This is a genomic window from Pelagibius sp., assembly GCF_965227505.1.
Classification (GTDB): Bacteria; Pseudomonadota; Alphaproteobacteria; order Kiloniellales; family Kiloniellaceae; genus Pelagibius.
On the sequence record NZ_OZ245757.1, the window covers coordinates 4,085,437 to 4,106,197 of the forward strand.

General features: G+C 67.1%; 17 protein-coding genes. 12 read left to right on the top strand and 5 right to left on the bottom strand.

Features of this window, described 5'->3' with window-relative positions; translation table 11 throughout:
• Positions 1-105: 105 nt before the first annotated feature.
• The 3 genes from ACO06P_RS19210 to ACO06P_RS19220 form a co-directional block, all read right to left on the bottom strand.
• A complete protein-coding gene (locus tag ACO06P_RS19210; protein WP_420346835.1) occupies positions 106-504 on the bottom strand; it encodes a tetratricopeptide repeat protein in 399 nt (132 codons plus the stop codon).
• Positions 505-614: 110 nt separating this feature from the next.
• A complete protein-coding gene (locus tag ACO06P_RS19215; RefSeq protein WP_420346836.1) occupies positions 615-2,099 on the bottom strand; it encodes an AMP nucleosidase in 1,485 nt (494 codons plus the stop codon).
• Between the two features lie 245 nt (positions 2,100-2,344).
• A complete protein-coding gene (locus ACO06P_RS19220; RefSeq protein WP_420346837.1) occupies positions 2,345-3,253 on the bottom strand; it encodes a sulfotransferase domain-containing protein in 909 nt (302 codons plus the stop codon).
• 251 nt (positions 3,254-3,504) lie between these two features.
• Here ACO06P_RS19220 and ACO06P_RS19225 point away from each other — a divergent pair, with 251 nt between their 5' ends.
• The gene (locus ACO06P_RS19225; protein WP_420346838.1) at positions 3,505-4,407 is read left to right on the top strand and encodes an Fpg/Nei family DNA glycosylase; all 903 of its coding nucleotides are present in this window, start codon (positions 3,505-3,507) and stop codon (positions 4,405-4,407) included.
• Between the two features lie 177 nt (positions 4,408-4,584).
• Here ACO06P_RS19225 and ACO06P_RS19230 read toward each other — a convergent pair whose 3' ends face one another.
• The gene (locus tag ACO06P_RS19230) at positions 4,585-7,251 is read right to left on the bottom strand and encodes a PAS-domain containing protein (protein WP_420346839.1); all 2,667 of its coding nucleotides are present in this window, start codon (positions 7,249-7,251) and stop codon (positions 4,585-4,587) included.
• Between the two features lie 407 nt (positions 7,252-7,658).
• On the opposite strand from ACO06P_RS19230, the gene ACO06P_RS19235 reads away from it, so the two are divergent.
• The 4 genes from ACO06P_RS19235 (at position 7,659) to ACO06P_RS19250 (ending at position 12,777) form a co-directional block, all read left to right on the top strand.
• Positions 7,659-9,653: a PhoX family protein gene (locus ACO06P_RS19235; RefSeq protein WP_420346840.1), complete on the top strand. Its 1,995-nt coding sequence runs from the start codon at positions 7,659-7,661 to the stop codon at positions 9,651-9,653.
• 112 nt (positions 9,654-9,765) lie between these two features.
• Entirely contained in the window at positions 9,766-10,089 is a 324-nt protein-coding gene (locus ACO06P_RS19240) for a cupin domain-containing protein (protein ID WP_420346841.1), read from the top strand.
• A gap of 183 nt (positions 10,090-10,272) precedes the next feature.
• The gene (locus ACO06P_RS19245; RefSeq protein ID WP_420346842.1) at positions 10,273-11,880 is read left to right on the top strand and encodes a tetratricopeptide repeat protein; all 1,608 of its coding nucleotides are present in this window, start codon (positions 10,273-10,275) and stop codon (positions 11,878-11,880) included.
• Between the two features lie 294 nt (positions 11,881-12,174).
• Positions 12,175-12,777 carry a GNAT family N-acetyltransferase gene (locus ACO06P_RS19250; RefSeq protein ID WP_420346843.1) on the top strand — a complete coding sequence of 201 codons (603 nt, stop codon included), beginning with the start codon at positions 12,175-12,177 and terminating at the stop codon, positions 12,775-12,777.
• Between the two features lie 269 nt (positions 12,778-13,046).
• On the opposite strand, the gene rpsU is transcribed toward ACO06P_RS19250, so the two are convergent.
• The gene (gene rpsU / locus ACO06P_RS19255; protein ID WP_167223142.1) at positions 13,047-13,250 is read right to left on the bottom strand and encodes a 30S ribosomal protein S21; all 204 of its coding nucleotides are present in this window, start codon (positions 13,248-13,250) and stop codon (positions 13,047-13,049) included.
• Between the two features lie 315 nt (positions 13,251-13,565).
• Here rpsU and ACO06P_RS19260 point away from each other — a divergent pair, with 315 nt between their 5' ends.
• The 7 genes from ACO06P_RS19260 to ACO06P_RS19290 all read left to right on the top strand — a co-directional run bounded on the left by ACO06P_RS19260 (position 13,566) and on the right by ACO06P_RS19290 (position 20,751).
• A complete protein-coding gene (locus ACO06P_RS19260) occupies positions 13,566-14,207 on the top strand; it encodes a peptide deformylase (protein ID WP_420346844.1) in 642 nt (213 codons plus the stop codon).
• A gap of 47 nt (positions 14,208-14,254) precedes the next feature.
• Positions 14,255-14,953, top strand: coding sequence for a COQ9 family protein (locus ACO06P_RS19265; RefSeq protein ID WP_420346845.1), 699 nt, complete (start codon positions 14,255-14,257; stop codon positions 14,951-14,953).
• Positions 14,954-15,251: 298 nt separating this feature from the next.
• The gene (locus tag ACO06P_RS19270; RefSeq protein ID WP_420346846.1) at positions 15,252-16,091 is read left to right on the top strand and encodes a MurR/RpiR family transcriptional regulator; all 840 of its coding nucleotides are present in this window, start codon (positions 15,252-15,254) and stop codon (positions 16,089-16,091) included.
• Positions 16,092-16,136: 45 nt separating this feature from the next.
• Positions 16,137-17,273, top strand: a complete 1,137-nt coding sequence (locus tag ACO06P_RS19275; protein ID WP_420346847.1) for an ABC transporter substrate-binding protein — start codon at positions 16,137-16,139, stop codon at positions 17,271-17,273.
• Between the two features lie 14 nt (positions 17,274-17,287).
• The gene (locus ACO06P_RS19280) at positions 17,288-19,033 is read left to right on the top strand and encodes an ABC transporter permease (protein ID WP_420346848.1); all 1,746 of its coding nucleotides are present in this window, start codon (positions 17,288-17,290) and stop codon (positions 19,031-19,033) included.
• An 18-nt stretch (positions 19,034-19,051) separates the two neighbouring features.
• Entirely contained in the window at positions 19,052-20,143 is a 1,092-nt protein-coding gene (locus tag ACO06P_RS19285) for an ABC transporter ATP-binding protein (protein ID WP_420346849.1), read from the top strand.
• Complete coding sequence (locus tag ACO06P_RS19290) at positions 20,140-20,751, top strand: histidine phosphatase family protein (RefSeq protein ID WP_420346850.1); 612 nt, start codon at positions 20,140-20,142, stop codon at positions 20,749-20,751. Before ACO06P_RS19285 ends, ACO06P_RS19290 begins: the two co-directional genes overlap by 4 nt.
• Positions 20,752-20,761: the final 10 nt, after the last annotated feature.

The window sequence follows — 20,761 nt, forward strand, 5'->3', positions numbered from 1 at the left end:
GTCGCGTGAATTCCCTGTTCTGAAATTCTTGTCAGATTTTTCACGGAAACGGAAGTCTTAGGCGCGCCAGACAACGTCGCTTTCAGACGGTTTTGGACGGACGCTTCAGTCGGCTTCGGCGGCAGGGGGCAGGCTGTCGCAGGCAATCGCAAGGCCGCCGTCGCAGGCCCGGCGGATCAGGGCGTCGGCGCGGTCCTTATCGCGCTCCACGCCTTCGCCGAGTTGGTGTTTGACGGCGAGGCTGTAGCAGCCGGCCGCATGGCCGCCCTCGCAGGCGCGCCGATAGTAGGCGGCGGCCTGTGCGAGGTCTTCGTCGACCCCCTGGGCATAGTCGTACATCGCCCCCAGGCGATGACAGGCCGCCGGCTCGCCGCCGTCGCAGGCATCGCTGAGCTGGTGGATGTCCTCCTGGCCTTCCTCCAACCCGCCCGCGCTGACGGCGCCGGCTCCGGCCAGGAGAAAAAGGACGGCGGCCAGGGCGGGCAGTCTGCTGGGCGTTATCATGAAATGCGTCCGATCTCGAAGGGGCTGCGCATCTTCCGCATGGGTCGGCCTGCGGCCCGCCCGGGTTCATGGGCGGCGTTGCCCGGCCCGGACCGCTCTTGACAGAGCCGCTACTGAAAGGCCGTTTCCGTGAAGCTGCGCAGCTTGCGGGAGTGCAGGCGCTCCGGCGCCATGGCCCGCAGCTTTTCCATGGCGCGCAGGCCGATCTGCAGGTGCTGGTCGATCTGGCGCTTGTAGAAGGCTGTCGCCATGCCCGGCAGTTTCAATTCGCCGTGCAGCGGTTTGTCGGAAACGCAGAGCAGGGTGCCGTAGGGCACGCGAAAGCGGAAGCCGTTGGCGGCGATGGTGGCGCTTTCCATGTCCAGCGCGATGGCGCGGGACTGGGAGAAGCGCTGCACCGGCTCGCGGTGGTCGCGCAGTTCCCAGTTGCGGTTGTCGATGGTGGCGACCGTGCCGGTGCGCATGATGGACTTCAGCTCGTAGCCCTCCAGCCCGGTGATCTCCTCCACCGCGTCCTCCAGCGCCACCTGCACCTCGGCGAGCGGCGGGATCGGCACCCAGCTCGGCAGGTCGGCGTCCAGCACGTGGTCCTCGCGCACGTAGCCGTGCGCCAGCACGTAGTCGCCCAGGCGCTGGGTGTTTCTGAGGCCCGCGCAGTGGCCGAGCATCAGCCAGGCATGGGGACGGATGACGGCGATGTGGTCGGTGATGGTCTTGGCGTTGGAGGGGCCGACGCCGATGTTCACCATGGTGATGCCGCTGTGATCAGATGCCTTCAGGTGGTAGGCCGGCATCTGGGGCAGGCGTTCCGGCGCGGTGCCCGACACCGGCGCCTTGGCCCCGGCGGGGGTGACCACATTGCCCGGCGCGACGAAGGCCGTGTAATTGCCGTCCTCCCGCGCCATGGCCTCCTCCGCCAGCCGGCAGAAGGCATCCATGTAGAACTGGTAGTTCGTGAAGATCACGAAGTTCTGGAAGTGGTCCGGCGCGGTCGCGGTGTAGTGGGCCAGGCGGTGCAGGGAATAGTCGACCCGCGGCGCGGTGAAGGGCGCCAGCGGCTGCGGCATGCCCGGCGCCGGCTCGAAGGTGCCGTTGACGATGGCATCGTCGGTGATCGCCAGGTCCGGCACGTCGAAGAGGTCGCGGAAGGGCCGGTCGAGCCGCTCCACCAGCGCGCCCTCGACGTGCATGCCGTCGGGAAAGGCGAAGTGCAGCGGGATCGGCGTGCGCGAGGGTCCGACGATCAGCGGCACCCCGTGGTTCTTCAGCAGCAGGCCGAGCTGTTCGGTCAGATAATCGCGGAACAGATCGGGCCGGGTGATGGTCGCCGCGTACTGGCCGGGCGTGGAGACATGGCCGTAGGAGAGCCGCGAGTCGATCTGGCCGAAGGAGGTGGTGGTCACCGCCACCTGGGGATAGAAGGCGCGCAGCCGCTTGTTGGGCCGCCCGCCGTCCAGCAGCTCCTCGAAGCGGGTGCAGAGGAAGCTCGTCGCCTCGTCGTAGAGCATGGACAGGCGGTCGACGGCGGCCACAGGGTCGGTGAAGGTTTCGGGCGCCGCCGGCGCCGGCGTTTCGACGCTGTGCAGTTCGGTCATGGTGAGCGAGACCCTACGCCATGGGCCGGGGTTTTGGAATCTCTTTGATGCGCGGCGGCGGTGTCGCTGACAGGCTTTGGAAAACGGGCGATTGAGCCCTTGGTCATCCTTCGAGACAGCCCCTAGCGGGGCTTCCTCAGGATGAGGTTTGGCTCGATTTCAGTGAATTGACCTCATGCTGAGGAGGGCCGAAGGCCCGTCTCGAAGCATGCCTGGGCCGTGTTCCCGACACTTTCAGCAGCCCGCTACGGCAGCTTCCCGCTCGCCAGCCAGGCGGCGCAGTCGCTGCCGAGTTCTTCGGCGGCCTTGCGCTCGTAGGCGCCGGACTCCTCCGCGCTCAGGGTGTCGCGCCAGCGGCCGTTCTTGCCTTTGTGCAGGAAGGTCCGGGCGCCGCCTTCCCAGAACGCGCCGCCCAGGGGCACGCTGGCTTCGGCATGCTCCCTCATGTAGTCGAAACTGCAATGCGCGAGGATATCGTCCCAGCGCTCCGCCTCGGTCTCGGTGCCGAGGAAGTCGGCGATGCGGCGGATCTCGCCGGGCATGTCGGCCTTCAGCGCCGCGAAGTGGACGAGCAGCACGTTGGGCAGGTCGCGGACCGCCCACCAGCTCCGCACGTTCTCCCAGAAAGACCAGAAGGGAAAGCCGTCCTTCTCCAGCCAGTCGGCGAAGTACTGCCGCACGCTGTCGGGCGGCGGCTCGATCGGCGGGCCCACGCGCCCCGGCGTGTCGTTCAGCACCTCGTACCAGAGCTGGTTGGCGTGGGCGTGGTGATTGTAGAGAGACCACACGACGTCGCGCCCGTCCCGCCCGATGTAGAGGTATCTGGCCTGCGGCGAGAACACCAGCGCATCGACCGGAAGGTGGGTCTTCACGAAACGCCGGTGGGTCTGTTTCTCGACCTCGGCCAGCTTCACCTCCTTCGGCGGCACCCGCAGATCCAGCCAGGGCGACATCTCGGCCACGGGAAGACCTTCCTCACCGTTGAAGATCAGCTGGCTGACGATCTGCTGCAGCCAGGTGGTGCCGGACTTGGCATAGGTGGCGATGACGACGTCGCCGTCCCGGAAGGCGAAGTCGTTCCAGATGGTCGAATCGAAATGGTGGCTGTGAAGCTCGCGCGTCTTCTTCGGCCACACCGGTTCCTGATTGGTCATGGCGCGTCCCTCCCCGCTTTGGCCGACGGAGGCGGCGTGGCGCGCGCAGTCTTCCTGAGGGCGTGGCCGCCCCGGTCGTTGGTTGTCCCAATCGAGCGTTGAGAGTGTGACCCGAAAAGGCTGGTCTGTCACGGGTGAGGTGCGGAGGACGATACGTCGGTCCGGCGTGTCATCGCCTGGACCGAGTCAACCGGTTGTGGCACGCGAGTGCCGGTTGCCGCCCGGCGCCGGGCCGTGCCAAGCTGCCTGCCATGCCCGAACTGCCAGACATCACGGTCTATATCGAGGCGCTGGAGCGGCGCATTCTGGGGCAGCGGCTGGAGAAGGCCCGGCTCGCTAGCCCCTTCTTGCTGCGCACGGCGGTGCCGCCGATCAGGACGGCGGAGGGGCGGGACGTGGTGGCGCTGCGGCGGCTCGGCAAGCGCATCGTCATCGGCCTCGAAGGGGATCTCTGGCTGGTGCTGCACCTGATGATCGCCGGGCGGCTGCACTGGCGCCCGCCCGGCGCGGCGCTGCAGGGCAAGGTGGGGCTCGCCGCCTTCGACTTCGCGGACGGAAGCCTGACCCTGACCGAGGCCGGCTCCAAGAAGCGCGCCTCGCTCTACCTGCTGGAGGGGGAGGCGGCGCTGGCCGACCACGACCCCGGCGGGCTGGAGGTGATGGAGGCCGGCCTGGAAGCATTCTCAAAGGCGCTGACCGCGCGCAACCACACGGTCAAGCGCGCGCTCACCGACCCGAAGATCTTCAGCGGCATCGGTAATGCCTACTCCGACGAGATCCTGCACCGCGCCGGGATGTCGCCTGTGGCCATGACCGAAAAGCTCAGCCCTGCCGAGATCGAAATCCTCTATGAGGCGACGCGGGCGGCGCTGGCGGACTGGGTGGAGCGCCTGCGTAAGGACGCGGGGGAGGGCTTTCCGGAGAAGGTGACGGCCTTCCGCAAGGACATGGCGGTGCACGGCCGCTACGGCCAGCCCTGCCCGGTTTGCGGCACCAAGGTGCAGCGCATCCGCCACGCCAGCAACGAGACCAACTACTGCCCGCGCTGCCAGACCGGCGGCAAGCTGCTCGCCGACCGCTCCCTCTCGGCGCTCCTGAAAAAGGACTGGCCGCGCTCCATCGAAGAGCTGGAACAACTCCGCGGAAAGCGCTGAAGCGCTTTGCCTCGCCCTTCGAGACGCGGCCCTGCGGGCCGCTCCTCAGGGTGAGGCAAAACAGTCTCCGGGAGACCTCGTGCTTCGAGACGGCGGCCCTACGGGGCCGCCTCCTCTGCATGAGGTCACAAGTGCGTCCGGCTTCGCCTGGTTGGCTGGCTCCAAGCCTTGCTGCCCCTATGCCTTGCTGCGTTGGGCGATCTCGTCGACGAGCTGGCGGATCTGGTTGGGCATGAAGGGCTTTTCGATGCAGGGCCGCCCGGTCTTCTTCAGGAAGCGGTCGGTGCGCTCGTTCAAGAGGTCGCCGGTGATGAAGACGAAGCGGTCCAGCAGGTGGGGTTTGGTCTCGCTGAGCGCACCATAAAGTCCCGGCCCGTCCAGATGGGGCATGCGCAGGTCGCAGATGATGGCGGCGTAGTCGCGCCCGGCCAGGTTGGTGAGCGCCGCCTGCCCGCTGGAGGCCACGTCGACGCTGTGGCCCGCCGCCTCCAGGATCTCCACCAGGAAGGAGGTGATGTCGGGTTCGTCGTCGACCACCAGGATCTGCTCCTCCTGGCTCTGCAGAGCGGGCTCGGCGGCCTCCGGCAGCTCCGGCTGGGCCTCGCCGCCCGCCGGCAGCAGGACGGTGAAGATGGCCCCGCCCTCCGGCGCGTTGTCCACGGTGATGGAGCCGCCGTGGGCGGTCACCATGCCGTGGCAGACCGAAAGGCCGACGCCGGTGCCGTGGCCGACCGGCTTGGTGGTGAAGAAGGGATCGAAGATCCGCGAGCGGATTTCCTCGGGGATGCCCGGGCCGTTGTCGCGCACCACGATGCGCACCTGGTGGCTGGTCTCCATGTAAGTGGTGGAGATCAGCAGCCGGTGGGGCGGCGGCGCGTTGAGCATGGCCTGCTGGGCGTTGATGAAGAGGTTGACCAGGATGTGGCTGAGCTGGTCCGGGTCGCCGGTCACCGGCGGCAGGTCGGGGGCGAGGTCGCAGGTCACCGCCACGTCGGTGGTGCTGAGCTGGTAGGTCACCAGGTCGAGCACGTCGTCGATCAGCCGGTTGAGCTGGATCGCCACCCGTGCGGCCGGGCGCTGGCGCGCCATGGAGAGGAAGGTCTTCACGATCTTGGCGCAGCGGTCGGCGGCGTTGCGCACCTTCATCGCCCGCTCGGCCATGTCGCTGTCGGTGGCCATGCTTTCCAGCAGCGCCGCCTGGCCGATCACCACCGAAAGCGGGTTGTTCAGCTCGTGGGAGACGCCGGCCAGCAGCCCGCCCAGGGCGGTCAGCTTTTCGTTCTGATAGATCTTCTCGCGCTGGCGCTGCAGTTCGCGCTCGGTGTGCACCCGGTCTGTGATGTTGTTGTAGGTGGAAACCACGCAGCCGTCCGGCAGGCGCTGCTGGCGGATCTCGATGACCCGGCCGTCGGCCAGGGTGCGCTGGTCGACGCTGCGGGTGACCCGGGCCATGCTGGCGAGGCGCTGTTCGACGAAGGCCTCCTCGCCGCCGGCGGCCTCCACCTCGGCGCGCGGGTAGTTGCCGTTGCGCAGGCCCTGGCGCACCAGTTCGGAGGCATGCACCCCCGGGCGCCCCAGTTCCTCCGGAATCTCGAAGATGTCGAGGAAGCCCTGGTTCACCAGCAGCACCCGCATGTCCGGCGCCGTGACGGTCACGCCCTGGGCGATGTTGGCGAGGATGCCCTTGAGCTGGGCCGAGCGCTCGGCCAGGGCCTGCTCCAGGCGGCTCTCCTGGTCGCGCAGCGCGAACTCGGCGCGCTTGCGCTCGGTAATATCGGTGCGCACGCTGACGAAGCCGCCGGAGCGGGTGTGCTGTTCCTTCACCAGGTCCCAGCGGCCGTCCGGCCAGGCGTCTTCGCTGATGCTGATCTCGTTGGTTCGGCGGTCGGCGATGAAATCGGCGATGAACTGCTCGCGGTCGCGCCAGACCCGCGGATCGGTCACCACGTTGTTGGCGACGCTGGCCTCCACCAGTTCCTGCATCGGTTTGCCCACGATCTCGCTTTGCGCCGGCAGAAAAGGAAAGAGCTCGTGGAAGCGGCGGTTGCTGAGCAGGATGCGGAGGTCGGAATCGTAGAGCACGAAGCTGTCGGAGAGATTGTCGACCGCCTCGCGCAGCATCAGTTCGGTGCGGCGCATCTGGACCTGATCCGTCACGTCGCTGAGCGACACCAGGACCGCCGGCTCCCCTTGCCAGAGGATGCACTCCTCCGTGGCTTCCATCCAGAACGGTTCGCCCGTGCGCGTCAGGCAGCGCAGCACGCGGGCCGGGCCGGGGTCGCCGCCCTCCAGAATGCGCCGGTGGCGGCGGACCGCCCGGTTGTGCATTTCGATGGGCAGGAAGGGCAGCAGGGTGGGCTCGGCCATCAGGTCGGCCCCGCTGTCGAAGCCGATGCGCCGCGCACAGGCGCGGTTGGCATAGAGCGGGCGGAAGTTGCGGTGCACCAGAACACCGTTGGGAATGCTCTCCACCAGTGCCCTGAACCCGTCGTCGGCCCCTGTGGTCTTTTCCCCGGTGGTCTTTTCCCCGGTGGTCTTTGCCGCTGCCCCCGGCTTCCTGCCGGCGTCCTTCTGTTCCGCCACGTGGTGGATCACCAGCCAATGGCGGCGCTGGCCGTTGCGGTCGAACAGCGGCCGCAGATCGATCAGCGCGGCGTCGCAGTCGGAAAGGCGGCGGCCCTGCAGTTCCTGCGAGCTCCATCCGCTGGCGCGCACGAAAGCCTTGTTGGCGCTGACCAGGGTCGACTCGGCGACGTCGTTGGCCGCGGTGGCCAGGGCCACGGGCTCCTGGAACGCCTCCAGGGACGCCTCGAGTCGGTCGGTCGGACGCAAGGGATTGGACATGACGGCAATCTGTCTGAACCAGTCGATAGAGTGGCCCGCACAGCCCATCCCGCGCAAGTCCCGACTTGGCGCAGCCGGGGGGCTGCTTCCGGCCTTGGCGAGCCTGCTCTCCGATTGTTTCAGTCGCATGTGGGCCGCCGCGGAAATTGGTTTCGATTGTTCACATTGCAGACCTACGAGGAACGTTTCCTTCGGGTTGCAGCACCGTGCCTAGTCGCTGAAAACGCAGGGTTTTTCCTTGATCCGCGCGGCCGATCCGGGCCGCCGGCAGGCGGAATTCGGCTGTCATGGATATGTAATCGAAGTGTCATGGGTCCAGCATCAAGCTGCTGTAGGGTCCCGGCACCGGACAGCCAAAAAATGCCGCGAAAGCGGTGTCACCCCCGCATCTAGGAGAGGCACCTAAAATGAAAAACAACGACGGATTTGCTTCAAAGGGAGCTGCCTTTGAGGCTTCCGAAGATATTCCTACGAACACCAACCTGACCAAGACCTTCGCCAAGGTCGCCGCGCGGCGTTACGGCCGCCGCGACGTGATGCGCGGCGCCTTGGGGCTTGCCGCGACGACGGCGCTGGGCAGCACCCTGGGCGCGCTGGGCGGCGCCAAGACGGCTGAAGCGGCGGAGGGCCGCTACGTCTGGACCGAGATCGAGCACGGTGTGGACGAGACCCACCATGTGGCCGAGGGGCACAGCGCCGAGGTTCTGATCCGCTGGGGCGATCCGGTGGTGCCGGGCGCGCCGGAGTTCGATCCCGCGAACCAGACCGCGGAAGCCCAGGCCCAGCAGTTCGGCTACAACAACGACTATCTGGGCTACGTCGGCCTGCCCTTCGGCTCGGACAATCCGGATCACGGCCTGCTGTGCGTGAACCACGAGTACACCAGCGAAGAGGTCATGTTCCCCGGCATCGGCCGCCAGGACCGCAAGGGCTTCCCCGATATGACCGAGGATCTGGTCAACATCGAGATGGCCGCCCACGGCGGCTCGGTGATCGAGGTGAAGCGTGAAGGCGACCGCTGGTCCATCGTTGCCGACGGCCAGTACAACCGCCGCATCACCGCCAACGGCACCTACATGGAACTGACCGGCCCGGCAGCCGGCAGCGACCGCCTGAAGACCTCGGTCGACCAGAGCGGCACCCGCTGCATCGGCACCATCAACAACTGCGCCGGCGGCATCACCCCCTGGGGAACCTATCTGATGGCCGAGGAGAACTTCCACGGCTACTTCGGCGGCGTCGTCGACGGCCACCCCGAAGAGCGCAACTACAAGCGCTACGGCGTGCCGGGCGGCTGGTATGCCTGGTCCAAGTTCCACAAGCGCTTCGACATCAACGCCGAGCCCAACGAGGCCAACCGCTTCGGCTGGGTCGTGGAGGTCGACATCTTCGACCCCACCTCGACGCCGAAGAAGCGCACCGCCATGGGCCGCTTCAAGCACGAGGGCGCGGAATCGATCATCAACAGTGACGGCCGCGTTGTCGTCTACATGGGCGACGATCAGCGCTTCGACTATCTCTACAAGTTCGTCTCGGAACGCCGCTACAATCCGGACAACCGCGAAGCCAACATGGACATCCTCGACAGCGGCACGCTTTTCGTGGCCCGCTTCAACGAGGATGGCACCGCCGACTGGCTGCCGCTCATCCACGGCCACGGCCCGCTGACCCCGGAGAACGGCTTCGACAGCCAGGCCGACGTGGTCATCGAAGCGCGCACCGCCGCCGACCTGCTGGGCGCCACCCCGATGGACCGTCCGGAGGACGTTGAGCCCAGCGCCACGACCAACAAGGTCTACGTGATGCTGACCAACAACTCCCGGCGCAAGGCCGATGCGGTGGACGGTCCCAATCCGCGCGGGCCGAACAACTTCGGTCAGGTTGTCGAAATGACCCCGCCGAACGGTGACCACGACGCGCTGCGCTATACCTGGGACCTGCTGGTGGTGGCCGGCAATCCCAACGACCCGGAAGTGGGCGCCAAGTATCACCCGGCGACCTCGGAGAACGGCTGGTTCGGTTCGCCCGACAACTGCGCCGTCGATCCGAACGGCCGGCTCTGGATCTCGACCGACCAGGGCTCGAACTGGGCCAAGACCGGCACCGCCGACGGCCTCTGGGGCGTCGAGACCGAAGGCGACATGCGCGGTTACAGCAAGATGTTTTTCCGCACCCCCATCGGGGCGGAACTCTGCGGGCCGAAGTTCACGCCGGATACCACGTCTCTGTTCCTGGCGATCCAGCACCCGGCCACCGACGGGACCAAGGCCTATCCCGGCTTCGAGCGCGACTCCACCTTCGAGGATCCGGCCACCCGCTGGCCCGACTTTACCGAAGGCATGCCGCCGCGGCCCTCGGTCGTGGTCATCCGCAAGGATGACGGCGGCGAGATCGGCACCTGACGCCGGCGCTTCGTCGCTGGACGGATTGGGGGGCGGCTGCGGGGCCGCCCCCTTTTTCCTTGCCGGCGATGCGCGGCTGGCCGACCCTGCGGCCATGACACGGATCAGACCAGTGGCCAGACCGGAATCCAGATCGGCCGCGGTGGCCCCGGGCCGCTTTCCGGCGCCGCCGGACCCGGTCGCCGTCGCGGCGGCCTGGCGGGCCCGCGGCTATTCCTGCCACGCCTTCGACGATCCGCCCGGCCAGGCCTGGAACGACTTTGTGCATGAGACCAACGAAGTGGTGACCGTGGTCGAGGGGCGTCTGGAACTGATCGTCGAGCGGGCCCGCTTTGTCGTCGAGCCCGGGGACGAGGCCTTTATTCCCAGGCATGCACGCCATTCGGTGCGCAATCTTGCCGAGGGCCGCACGCGCTGGCTGTTCGGCTACGACTAGCGTTTTCGACTTTCGTCGCGTTCGGTGCCAGCCCCGTAGGCGCTGAGACGCGAAAACGGGCGCCTCGGGCCGCCCGGAGTACTCCCGAATCGCCGAGTTTCTCTCTTCTTGTGACATTCCCCACAGTGAGGATGGCCGCCCCTCTGCATGGTGCGTACAGCAACGTCCAGTGAGGGGAGAACAATGGCTGGCCAGAGCAAAGGAGCCGGCACGGACGGCAGCAAGGACTGCAGTCTGCGGCTTTCTCGGAACTTTCCCTGTGATCTTTTCCCGGCCGATCTTCCTTTGGACGGCCGCTCGCGCCGCCTGATCGGCCTCGAGGCTTTCACGTTTCTGGATCCCGACCGTCTGAGGCCGTCCAACGAACCGGCACGCTACCCCGCCGATGCGGCGGCGGCGCATGGCGCCCGCGCCCCGCGCGACGCAGCCATTCAGGACCGCCAGCTGTCCCCGGAACTGGGCTCTCTCGCCGGACCGCAGGAGGCGGCAAGATCGATCCGCGAGGACGCGGAAGGCTGCTTCGGGCGCGGCCTTGCGCGGGCGGAATCCGGTGACCATCAGGGTGCCGTGGTGGAGTTCTCGGCCGCCCTTGCCTGTGATCCGCGCAACGGCCAGTACTTCCTGGAGCGCGCCTACAGCTATCGCCAGCTCGGCTATACCTATCTGGCCATCGACGACTTCGAGCAGGCCGGCATCCATGGCGCCGGCTGGGCGGCGGCCCACAACGGCAAGGGCATGGTCCGGCGCGAGAAGGGGGATCTGACCGGAGCGCTCTGCGACTTCGATGCCGCCATCCGCCACGATGCCAGCTTCGCTGCGGCCTACTCGAACCGCGGCCTCTGCCATCTGGACCGCCATGACTACCTGAAGGCGGTGTGGGACTTCACCAAGGCGATCGATCTCGCCGGCGAGCAGGTGGTGACCCTGTTTCACCGGGCAGCCGCCCTCAGCCGGCTGAAGCGCCACGAAGAGGCGGAAGCCAACCTGACCCGCGCGGCCACCCTGGCGCCGAAGGAGGCCACCATCTACAACCGCCGCGGCGTCGCACGGGAAGCCCAGGGCAAGCTGGACGATGCGATGGCCGACTACGACTGCTCGATCGACCTGGATCCGACCTTTGCCCCTGGCTTTGCCAACCGGGCGCGCCTGCGCCAGCGCATGGCGGATTATCGCGGCGCCATCGAGGACTACACCCGCGAACTGGAGTTCGAACCCGGCTCCGCCCAGGCGCACGGCCGCCGCGGGCAGTGCTATAGCCGGCTGGGCGAACTGCGCCTTGCGGTGCTCGATCTCAACGCCGCCCTGGCCGGCCATGACGGCAAGGCCCCGCTCTATCTGGAGCGGGCGCAGTGCTTCGGCGCCCTGAAGAACTTTTCCAAGGCGGTCGCGGACTGCGACCAGGCCCTGCGGGTTTCGCCGGACTGTGTCTCGGCGCTGCTGGAGCGGGCCCGCTGGCGGGAGCGGCTGCGCGACATCGCCGGCGCTCAGGCCGACCTTGACCGGGCGGTGGACCTGGATGACACGCACCCGCGGGCCAGCAACCTGCGCGGCCGTTTTCATCTGCGCCAGGGCTGCCTGGACGCGGCCCTGCGGGACTTCGAGAAGGATATCGCTCTGAACCCGGCCGAGCCCTGGGCCTACATGGGGCGCGGCGACTGCCTGGCGCGCCTCGGCGAGGCGCTGGCGGCGGCGGAGGACTACCGGCGGGCCGCCGAACTCTTCGCCGACAACGGCAGTGACGGTGAGCGGGCCTCGGCACTCCAGCGTATGCAGCAGGTCTTGGTGGCGTAGTGCCGTAAGACGAGGACGCAGAAACAATCAATACAATTTCCGCGTTTCCCCGAAAACGCTTTGAAACATAGCGCTGTCAGAGTCCTTCCTGCGTGCGGTGCTGAGAACGGGGCCCCCGGCGGGTCTCACGCTCCTGCGGCGGTTCATGCGGCGACTCCGTTGCTGGAACGTGGCTCAGGCCCGGCGAGAACCCCATTCTTGCATCGCACGCGCAACGCCCTGGTGATCCGCTGACCGACATCCGCTGGCCCGGGCGTTCCAACCAGGCGCCGCGCCGCCTGCAGGGGAGCCCAGATGACACGCTCGACAGCGCGCATCCGCCTGGCGCGACGGGAAGACATGCCGGCCATCGAGGCCATGCATTTTCTCTCGGTCCAAGCCCTCAACACCCGGGACTATACGGCCGAGCAGATCGAAGCCTTCATTTCCCATCTCGGAACCTACGATCCCTCGCTGATCGACGACGAAACCTATTTCGTTGCCGAGGAGGACGGGCGCATCGTCGCCAGCGGCGGCTGGTCCCTGCGGACGCCGCAGTTCGATGAGGAGATGGCGGACTCCGCCGATGGCTCGGGAATGGGCCTGTCGCCCAGTTCCGCCAAGATCCGGTCGATCTTCGTCCATCCCCAGCACATCCGCCGCGGGCTTGCGACCCGCCTGGTCCAGCTGTCGGAGGAGCAGGCGGTTATGGCCGGCTGCCGGATTCTGGAACTCTGGGCGACGCTGACGGGCGTGCCGCTCTACTGCGCCCTCGGCTACGAAGAGATTGCGCGCATTCCCTTTGCGGCGCCGAACGTGCCGCCGCTTCTGTCCGTCCACATGGCAAAGCTGGTCTCGACCGGCACGTCCGAGAACGATTCGCCGCGCGGCGGCAGATCCCGGGCGAGCGCCGCCTGACGGCGAAGCGCCCCGAATTCACAAACCCCGAAATCCCAAATCCCGGGGTAAGCACAGGTCCCGGGCGACGGATTCCGGCTGGACGGTCTCTGACCTGAAAGCAAGAAAGCGGGCAGGACGCCCGCTTTGTGTCGTGATTCCGGCTGGTTGCTGTCTGCCAGGGAATCGAAGGCCGGATCATCCGGCCTTTTCGCGCTGGTGCTGCCGGGCCGAAGCCCGGCATGGCCTGGACAGGGACTTTGGAGAAGCCCTGCCGGGGGATCTTTCCCCTAGAAGCCTTCGCGCTCCATGCGCTTGCGCAGCAGCTTGCGATAGCGGCGCACGGCCTCAGCGCGTTCGCGCTTTTTGCGGGCCGAGGGCTTTTCGAAGTTGCGGCGGAGTTTCATCTCCCGGAAGACACCCTCGCGCTGCAGCTTCTTTTTCAGCGCGCGCAGGGCTTGATCGACGTTGTTGTCTCGAACCTGAACTTGCACAGACGCTCAGTGCTCCTTTCCGAGGCCGCGAAAAGCCCGCACCCTGGCGAACCCTCGGGCCGAATTTCCATAGTATTGAGGCAAAAAAACAATCTCGCGGCACCGCTGCAGCGAGGATTGAACGCTTGGTATCATAGGGCAGCCGGAAAAGGAAGGCCTTTTTCGCCGGAATCCGGCCCGGTTTTGCTTAGTTTTCGGGGGCTTTCCGGGGGGCTCTCCGGGCGTTCGCCGGCCGGCGGTCCCGCCTCATGCCGAGGCTGTGGAGACGGCCCGGCCCGCCTTTACCGCACCGGACCGCGCCGCCATATTGTCCTTATGGCCATCCTCAAGATCGCCCGCATGGGCCACCCGATCCTACGCCGCAAGGCCGCACCGGTCGCCGATCCCACGGCGCCCGAGATCCACCGCCTGGTGCGCGACATGCTGGAAACCATGGAGGACGCCGGCGGAACGGGCCTCGCCGCGCCCCAGGTGCATATTCCCTTGCGGGTGGTCGTCTTTTTCGTTGCCGCCGGGCGCGCGGCGACGGAGGACGCGGGTGCTGCGGACGACGCAGTCGCCAACCCCGCCGAGGCCGCTGCGGAGCCCGGCCGGTCCGTGCCGCTCACGATCCTGGTGAACCCGGAGATCGAGATTCTCGACCCGGCGCTTGCCTTCGGCCCGGAAGCCTGCCTCTCGGTGCCGGGCCTGGTGGGACAGGTGCCGCGCCCGGCCCGGATACGCTACAGCGGCCTGACGCTCGAGGGCGAGCGGCTGGAGCGCGAAGCCGCCGGCTTTCACGCCCGGGTGGTGCTTCACGAGTGCGACCATTTGGACGGTATTCTCTACCCGCAGCGGATGACAGACTTGTCCCTGCTGGCTTTTTCGGAAGAAGCGCTACGCCACGGCGTAGCGGCCCGGCCGGCAGACCCCGAGGACGCCCAGAGCAACAGCGAGGTCCTTGAAGCCCATGACTGACGGCAAGCCCATGACTGATGGCAAGCCCATGACTGACGAGAAGCCCCATGACTGACGAGAAGCAAAGGCACGCTCTGCTGGACGCCGCTCTGCGTCATGTTCCTTTCGACGGCTGGACCTGGATCGCGCTAGACGCGGCGGCCCGCGATTGCGGGATCGAGGCGGCGGAGGCTCGGCGTCTGTTTCCCGGCGGCCCCGCCGAATTGGTGCGGGGTTTCAGCGACGAGGCGGACCGGCGCATGCTGGCGGACCTGGAGCGCCTCGATCTGGCGTCGATGAAGGTGCGCGAGAAAGTGGCGGCCGGTGTCCGCCTGCGGCTGGAGGCGATCGCCGCGCATCGCGAGGCGGCGCGGCGTGCGCTGTCGTTCCTGGCGCTGCCGCAGAACGCCGCGCTGGGCCTGCGCTGCCTTTACCGCACCGTCGATGCCATCTGGTATGCCGCCGGCGATACCGCAACCGACTACAATTTCTATACCAAGCGCGCCCTGCTGGCCGGGGTCTACTCCTCGACCTTGCTCTACTGGCTGAACGACAAGTCGGAGGACTACGCCGGCACCTGGAGTTTCCTCGACCGGCGCATTTCCGAGGTGCTCAAGGTGGCGGGCCGCCTCGGCAAGGGCGTTGGGGCGGCTATGAACCTTCCGGACCGTGTGCTGGGCAGCCTGACGGCGGCGGCCGGTTCCGGCAGCCCGCGCATGCCCTTTGCCCGCAGGCGTCGCGGTCCGCGGCGCGGCGCGCGGGCCTAGAGCCGGTCCGGTTCACCCGGACCGGCCCGCGTCGGTCCTGCAGAGGCCTCCGGAAAGTCCGCCGCGCGACTCCGGTAAACACCTGAAATAGAAAGAAATTCTCCCAAGGCTCGGCGAGCGCGCCGATGCCTCGGCACGCATATGCCGGAGGCCGGCGTGTGCGGGCTGGCGATAATTTGCAAGAAGTTTTGCAAAACTGACTTAATCCTGCAATATTACCCGCATAAGCTAAATCTCGGGTAAATGATTTGGCTTACAGTCAACCCCCGGTGAAACGGGGTCGGGAGGAGCGCCGGGCATGTCCATCGTGCTGCGGATCAAGGATGCGGCTGAGCGGCTGACGCCGGCTGAGCGCAAGATGGTGCAGGAGATCGTCGCCAAGCCGCGCGCAGCGGCCCTGGGCACGGCGTCCGAGCTTGCCCAGTCCATCGGCGTGCATGAAGCCACCGCCTCGCGCCTTGCCCGCAAGCTGGGGTTCCAAAGCTATGCCGGCTTTCGCGACGCACTGCGCGACGAGTTCATCGTGCGCAGCGATCCGGCGTTGCGGGTCCGCACCACGCTGGACGAAACCCGCGGCGCCGATCTGATCGCCGGCCTTGTGGCGCAGGAAGTCGAGGCGCTGGAGGCGCTGTCGAAGTACCTCTCGGTCGAGCGCGTCGCCGAAATCGCCGATGTGCTGCACCGCTCGCGCAAGGTCTTTCTTTTCGCGCGCGGAAACGCCGAGACGCTGGCGGTGATGATGGAGCGACGCTTCCGCCGCTTCGGCATCAGCGTCGTGCGCCTGCGCGGTGACGGCCGTGACATCGCCGAACAGCTTGTGGAGATGACGGCCGAAGATGCCGTGATCGCCTTTGCGTTCCGGCGCCAGCCACGCCACTACGGGCCGGTCATAGAACGGGCCCGGGCGCTCGGCGCAGCGACGATCGCCATCACCGGAACCATCGGCCCGACCCTGAACCCGCCGGCCGACCACCTTGTATCGGCCCCGCGCAGCGGGCACCGCGAGGGCTTTCAGACACTGATCGTACCGATGACGATCTGCAACGCCCTGGTGTTGCAGCTGGCGCGGCGCAACGAGGAGCGCTCGCTGCGCGTGTTGGAGACCTTAGGAGACCTGATCAAACGCTTTGAGCCTTGAGGGCGGGTCATCGGGCCCGGCCTCGACTAACGGGGAGACGAGACCATGAAGAGTCTTTTACAGTCAGTTGCAGTCGTTGCCTTGGGCACGCTGGCCTTGCCCGCGCTGACCCTGTCCGCGCTGGCCGCCGATATGGACGGCAAGTCGCCGGAAGAACTGCTGGACGCCGCCAAGGCCGAAGGCCAGGTGGTGGTCTATTCCTTCACCAGCCGGATCAAGAAGGTCGAAGCGGCCTTCGAAGAGGCCTATCCCGACATCGACCTCGTCGGCTACGACATTTCCTCCACCGAGCAGATCACGCGCCTGCAGGCGGAGCATCAGGCCGGCGTTTCCAATGCCGATGTCGTCTACATTTCCGATGCGCCGGTGGTCTTCGACAAGCTGCTGGGCGCGGGCATCATCGGGCCATACGTGCCGCCGCGGGTGGCCGACCGGGTGCCGGCCGAGTTCAAGAACCCGCTGCTGGCCCAGCGCCTTTCCACCAAGGTTCTGATGTACAACGAGGAGGCCCACCCGGACGGGCCGCCGGTCAGCAACCTCTGGGAACTGACCACCGAGCCCTGGAAGGGCCGGGTGGTCATGGTCGACCCCTTGCAGCGTGGCGACTATCTGGATTTGATGACCGAGATCGTCCTGCAGTCCGATGCCATGGCCGCGGCCTATGAGGCGCAGTTCGGCAAAAAGATCGCCCTGGCTTCCGGCGTCAACAACGCCGGCGAGCAGTTCATTGCCGATCTCTTCGCCAACGACGTCATCCTGGTGGGCTCCACCGATGACGTGAACGCCGCGGTCGGCAAGCTTGGGCAAAGCAATCCGCCGCTGGGCTTCACCAGCTACTCCGACCGCCGCGACAATGCGGAAGAGGGTTGGGCGCTGCAGCTCGCCAACTCCGTCGAACCGTCTCCGGGCATCGTTTTCCCGGCCGTCCTGGGCATTGCCGAGGGCGCCAAGAACCCTGCCGCCGCCCGCCTTGTCATCGACTTCCTTATGGGCGATGAATCCGAGACGGGCGGTGCGGGCTTCGAGCCCTTCTACGTGCCGGGCGACTATGCCACGCGGACCGATATCGTGCCGCATCCCGATGCCGTTCCGCTGTCGGAGTTTGCCGCGTGGCGCGTGAACCCGGAGATGACCGCGACGATCCGCGCAGAGGTCGCCGATCTGGTCCTGACGCTGCAGTAGCCGGCAAAACCTCCGTGGCTGAGCTTGCCCTCGGCGTTTCGGGGCGGCGGTTTTTCGCCGCCCCGGGCCGCGTCCTTTCGCTTTTCGTGCTGGCGGTGGTGGCGATCCTGATCGCCGCACCGCTGTTGAAGATCACGCTCGTCACCCTGGCGCCCGAGACCCTGGGGGCCTGGCGCGACGTTCTGTCCAGCCGCCTGTCGCCGAACCTCTTCTACAAGCCGCTGACCAACACCATGATCATCGGCGCCGCCGTTGCCAGCGGCTGCGTGCTGATCGGCGGCTTTCTCGCCTGGCTTGTGGTCATGACCGACGTGCCCTTCCGGCGCAGCATCGCGGTCCTCTCGACCCTGCCGTTCATGATCCCCAGCTTCGCCGCCGCCATGGCCTGGAGCGTGCTGTTCCGCAACGAGCGGCTGGGCGGGCAGATCGGGTTTCTCCAGGGGCTCGGCTTCGACATTCCCGACTGGCTGGCCTGGGGCATGGTGCCTTCGCTGATTGTGCTGATCACGCACTACTATTCGCTGACCTTCACCGTGATCGCGGCGGCTTTGGCAACCGTAAACTCCGATCTTGTCGAGGCGGCGCAGATGGCCGGCGCCAAGCGGCGCAAGGTGTTCTTCGGCATTATCCTGCCCGTCACCCTGCCGGCGGTGATCGCCGGCGGTTCGCTCGCCTTTGCCGGGGGCGTTTCCAACTTCGCCGTCCCCGCACTGCTGGGCCTGCCGGTGCGCATGCAGACGCTCTCGACCCGTATCTTCGGCATGATGGAGGTGGGCCAGACGGCGCGCGGCTACGTGATCGCGATCCTGCTGGTGCTGATCTCCGCCTTTTTTCTCTGGCTCGGCAACCGCCTGATCACCGGGCGGCGGTCCTATGCGACCATCACCGGCAAGGGCGGGCGCGCCAAGCGCTTCGACCTCGGCGCACTGCGCTGGCCGCTCTGCGCAGCGGCGGTCGGCATCTCCGTCTTTGCCACCATCGTGCCGATCTTCGTGCTCATCGCTTCCAGCTTCGCGCCGTCGTCTTCGGCTTTGTTCTCGAACTGGACGCTGCACTACTGGATCGGCCAGTCCACGCCCTCGATTGCCCAGGGCCTGGCGGGCATTGCCTACAATCCGGATATCATCTCGGCTCTGACCATCACCCTCGGCCTCGGCTTCACCGTGGCCGCGGTGGGAACGGCGCTGGGCCTGCTGGTGTCCTACAGCCTTGTGCGCGCCAAGCGCGGCGTGATTCCCACAACGGTCAGCCAGCTCTGTTTCCTGCCGCTGTTCATTCCGGGGATTGCCTTCGGGGCGGCCTACATCGCCCTTTACGGTGCGCCCATCGGCCCCTTTCCCGCGCTCTACGGCACCTTCGCACTCCTCGTCCTGGCGGCGACGGCCTTCCTGCTGCCCTTCGCGGTGCAGACGGGGCGGGCGGTGATCCAACAGGTGAGCGGCGACCTGGAAGAGAGCGCGCGCCTCACCGGGGCGGGCTTTCTGAGACGTCTTTCCGCGATCACCATTCCCCTGTCGATCCGCGGGCTCAGCGCCGGCGCCCTGCTGGTCTTCGTCAAGATCGTGCGCGACCTGTCGCTGGTCGTGCTGCTGTTCACACCCACCATGCCGGTCCTCAGCGTGGTCGCCTACCGCTATGCCTCAGAGGGCTTTGCCCAGTTCGCCAACGCCGTCGCGGTGGTCATCCTGGGGATCTCGGTCGTTGTCTCTCTGCTGGCCAACAAGCTCCAGGCGAAGTCGCAGCCCTGGCTGAAGAACTGAAGAAGTGATGCGAAACCAATGATCCGAATCTCAAATCTCATAAAACACTTCGGCACGGTCGAGGCCGTACGCGGTGTCAGCCTGGAGGTTCCGCAGGGCGCTTTCCTGGTGCTCGTCGGCCCCTCGGGCTGCGGCAAGTCGACCATGCTGCGCATGCTCGCGGGGCTGGAAGTCCCCAGCGACGGCACCATCGAATTCGATGGGGCGCTGGTCTCCGACGGTGAGCGTCACTGGACCGTGGAAGCCGCCAGGCGCAACGCCGGACTGGTGTTCCAGTCCTATGCGCTCTGGCCGCATATGACGGTTGCGGGCAACGTCGACTGGCCCCTCAAGGTCGCGAAGTGGGATGCCGGGGAGCGCCACGCACGCGTGCAGCAGGTGCTTGATCTCTTGGCCATCGGCGATCTCGCCGGGCGCTTTCCGAACGAGATTTCCGGCGGCCAGCAACAGCGTGTGGCCATCGCCCGCATGATCGCGCCGCAACCGGGGATCCTGCTGTTCGACGAACCGCTGTCGAACCTCGACGCCAAGCTGCGCGTCGAAATGCGCACGGAGCTCCTGAAAATCCACCGGGCCACCGGCGCCACCTCGGTCTATGTGACCCACGACCAGGTGGAAGCCATGACCATGGCCAGCCACGTCGCGGTGATGAACCATGGCCGGGTCGAGCAGTTCGGCAGCCCCGAGGCGCTGGTGGCCGAGCCCGCCACCGCCTTTGTCGCAACCTTCCTCGGCACGCCGCCCAACAACCTGATCGCGGTGGAACCCGATGACGGCGGCGCGCGCTTCGCGGGCCGCAGGCTGCCCTCGGCACGGCCCGTAGACCGGCCGGTGAGTTTCATGTACCGGGCCGAGGATCTGAAGCTTGCCGACGCCGCCAACGGCCAGACCCTGGCTCTGGAGTTCGCCGAGGCAAGCCCGATCGCGGGGCGCTACATGGTGACCGGAACGCTCGGCGAGACTCGCCTGACAGCCGTCGTCGACCGCCCGCCGCGGCTGCTGCCCGGCGATACCGTGCACTTCCGCATCCCCGGAGAACCGGCAGCCGTTTTTGCGCAGAGCGGCGAGCGCCTCGTAGGGGAGCGCCCGGCGCAGGAGTGGGGGCCATGATGCGCCTTTTCCTTGTGCGTCACGGGGAATCGGAATGGAACGCGCAGCGGCTGCTGCAGGGTCAGGCCGATGTCGGCCTGTCATCGCGTGGCCGCGATCAGGCCCTTGCGCTCTCCGCCACCGTTCAACGCTTCCAGCCGGAGCGGGTTCTGGTATCCGATCTCGCGCGCACGCGCGAGACCGCCGAGCTGCTCGGCTATGCCGAGCACGAACCTGTCTCGGCCCTCAGGGAGATCAACGTTGGCCGCTGGACCGGCCAGAACATCGACGACCTGATGGCGGAGGACGCGCAGGCGTTCCAGGGCTGGCGCAGCGGCATCTACACGCCGCCGGGGGGCGAAAGCTGGCAAAGCTTCAAGCAGCGCACCAACGGCGTCGTCGCCGAGCTGCGCAGCGGCGCCTTGGAGCGGGTGCTGATGGTTGCTCATGGCGGCGTTATTCGTGCCCTGCTCGAAAGCCTTCTGGGGCTCAGCCCCGGGCGTGTCGTTCCGGTCAGCCCGGCGAGCCTCACGGTGCTGCGGGTCGGGCCGCTGAACGGCAGCGCCGAGGCGCGGCTGGAGGCCTTCAACTACAGGCCGGACGCGCTGGCCTTCGATGCGCCCGACTGATCTCCGCCCG